The sequence below is a fragment of the Terriglobus sp. 2YAB30_2 genome, from assembly GCF_052114765.1.
GTDB lineage: Bacteria > Acidobacteriota > Terriglobia > Terriglobales > Acidobacteriaceae > Terriglobus.
The window spans coordinates 1-3,081 of sequence record NZ_JBFRFJ010000049.1 but is presented as its reverse complement, the minus strand read 5'-3'; the positions used below and the strand labels follow the sequence as shown (position 1 = coordinate 3,081).

The 3,081-nt window shown below is 51.7% G+C and carries 2 rRNA genes; both read left to right on the top strand.

Annotated features, from left to right (window positions below):
* Positions 1-2,597 (top strand): 23S ribosomal RNA (locus AB4Y89_RS24400); the annotation flags it as partial.
* Between the two features lie 156 nt (positions 2,598-2,753).
* A 5S ribosomal RNA gene (gene rrf / locus AB4Y89_RS24395) occupies positions 2,754-2,869 on the top strand.
* Positions 2,870-3,081 lie beyond the last annotated feature (212 nt).

Sequence of the window (3,081 nt, the reverse complement as noted above, 5' to 3'; positions counted from 1 at the left end):
GCTCTGGAAAGTGCGGCCATAGTGGGTGATAGCCCTGTACGCGAAAATCTCTTAGTCATGAAATCGAGTAGGACGGRGCACGAGAAACYTTGTCTGAATATGGGGGGACCATCCTCCAAGGCTAAATACTACTGACTGACCGATAGTGAACTAGTACCGTGAGGGAAAGGCGAAAAGAACCCCGGAGAGGGGAGTGAAATAGATCCTGAAACCGTATGCGTACAAGCAGTGGGAGCMKACTTTGTTMKGTGACTGCGTACCTTTTGTATAATGGGTCAGCGACTTATWTTCAGTGGCRAGCTTAACCGAATAGGGGAGGCGTAGCGAAAGCGAGTCTTAATAGGGCGTYTAGTCGCTGGGAATAGACCCGAAACCGGGCGATCTATCCATGGGCAGGTTGAAGGTTRGGTAACACTRACTGGAGGACCGAACCGACTACCGTTGAAAAGTTAGCGGATGACCTGTGGATCGGAGTGAAAGGCTAATCAAGCTCGGAGATAGCTGGTTCTCCTCGAAAGCTATTTAGGTAGCGCCTCATGTATCACTGTAGGGGGTAGAGCACTGTTTCGGCTAGGGGGTCATCCCGACTTACCAAACCGATGCAAACTCCGAATACCTACAAGTGCCGAGCATGGGAGACACACGGCGGGTGCTAACGTCCGTCGTGAARAGGGAAACAACCCAGACCGTCAGCTAAGGTCCCAAAGTYATGGTTAAGTGGGAAACGATGTGGGAAGGCTTAGACAGCTAGGAGGTTGGCTTAGAAGCAGCCACCCTTTAAAGAAAGCGTAATAGCTCACTRGTCGAGTCGGCCTGCGCGGAAGATGTAACGGGGCTCAAACCATACACCGAAGCTACGGGTATCACGTAAGTGATGCGGTAGAGGAGCGTTCTGTAAGCCTGTGAAGGTGAGTTGAGAAGCTTGCTGGAGGTATCAGAAGTGCGAATGCTGACATGAGTAACGACAATGGGWGTGAAAAACWCCCACGCCGAAAGACCAAGGTTTCCTGCGCAACGTTAATCGACGCAGGGTTAGTCGGTCCCTAAGGCGAGGCTGAAAAGCGTAGTCGATGGAAAACAGGTTAATATTCCTGTACTTCTRGTTATTGCGATGGAGGGACGGAGAAGGCTAGGCCAGCTTGGCGTTGGTTGTCCAAGTTTAAGGTGGTAGGCTGRRATCTTAGGTAAATCCGGGRTTYTAAGGCCGAGAGCTGATGACGAGTTACCTTTTAGGYGACGAAGTGGTTGATGCCATGCTTCCAAGAAAAGCTYCTAAGCTTCAGATAACYRGGAACCGTACCCCAAACCGACACAGGTGGTTRGGTAGAGAATACCAAGGCGCTTGAGAGAACTCGGGTGAAGGAACTMGGCAAAATGGYACCGTAACTTCGGGAGAAGGTGCGCCGGTGAGGGTGAAGGACTTGCTCCGTAAGCYCATGCCGGTCGAAGATACCAGSYCGCTGCRACTGTTTATTAAAAACACAGCACTSTGCAAACACGAAAGTGGACGTATAGGGTGTGACGCCTGCCCGGTGCCGGAAGGTTAATTGATGGGGTTAGCKMAMGCGAAGCTCTTGATCGAAGCCCCGGTAAACGGCGGCCGTAACTATAACGGTCCTAAGGTAGCGAAATTCCTTGTCGGGTAAGTTCCGACCTGCACGAATGGCGTAACGATGGCGGCGCTGTCTCCACCCGAGACTCAGTGAAATTGAAATCGCTGTGAAGATGCAGTGTATCCGCGGCTAGACGGAAAGACCCCGTGAACCTTTACTATAGCTTTGCACTGGACTTTGAATTTGCTTGTGTAGGATAGGTGGGAGGCTTTGAAGCGYGRACGCCAGTTYGCGTGGAGCCAWCCTTGAAATACCACCCTGGCAACTTTGAGGTTCTAACTCAGGTCCGTTATCCGGATCGAGGACAGTGTATGGTGGGTAGTTTGACTGGGGCGGTCTCCTCCYAAAGAGTAACGGAGGAGTACGAAGGTGCGCTCAGACCGGTCGGAAATCGGTCGTAGAGTATAAAGGCAMAAGSGMGCTTGACTGCGAGACMKACAMGTCGAGCAGGKACGAAAGTMGGKCTTAGTGATCCGGTGGTWCYGYATGGAAGGGCCATCGCTCAACGGATAAAAGGTACTCCGGGGATAACAGGCTGATACCGCCCAAGAGTTCATATCGACGGCGGTGTTTGGCACCTCGATGTCGGCTCATCACATCCTGGGGCTGAAGCCGGTCCCAAGGGTATGGCTGTTCGCCATTTAAAGTGGTACGCGAGCTGGGTTTAGAACGTCGTGAGACAGTTCGGTCCCTATCTGCCGTGGACGTTTGAGATTTGAGAGGGGCTGCTCCTAGTACGAGAGGACCGGAGTGGACGAACCTCTGGTGTTCCGGTTGTCACGCCAGTGGCATTGCCGGGTAGCTATGTTCGGAAWAGATAACCGCTGAAAGCATCTAAGCGGGAAACTWGCCTCAAGATGAGATCTCACTGGAACCTTGAGTTCCCTRAAGGGCCGTCGAAGACTACGACGTTGATAGGTTGGGTGTGTAAGCGCTGTGAGGCGTTGAGCTAACCAATACTAATTGCCCGTGAGGCTTGACCATATAACACCCAAGCAATTTGACTACTCTARCGAGCATCAGATTGCGGTGTGTGAAGATGATACGAACCGAAAGTTYGATATCTCACAAAACACCGATCTGTCACATACCCAATTTGCTGAAGCGAGRCCATCAGGTCACGACTCAGTACCCGAATTTCTTGACGACCATAGAGCRTTGGAACCACCTGATCCCATCCCGAACTCAGMAGTGAAACGATGCATCGCCGATGGTAGTGTGGGGTTTCCCCATGTGAGAGTAGGTCATCGTCAAGATTAAATTCCGAAACCCCAACTGCACATGCAGTTGGGGTTTTGTTTTTGCGCGCGAAAAATGGGTTTGATTTTTTGCTGTCTCGATCGACTTGCTCGTCAGGTGGGGGTTTCTATGCAATAGCGCTGGGCATGGCTATCATGCCTGCCTCATGGTGAGGCGGAAACTGCATGTCGACGTTGTTAGAGCTTCTGAAAGATGGGCGATTTCACTC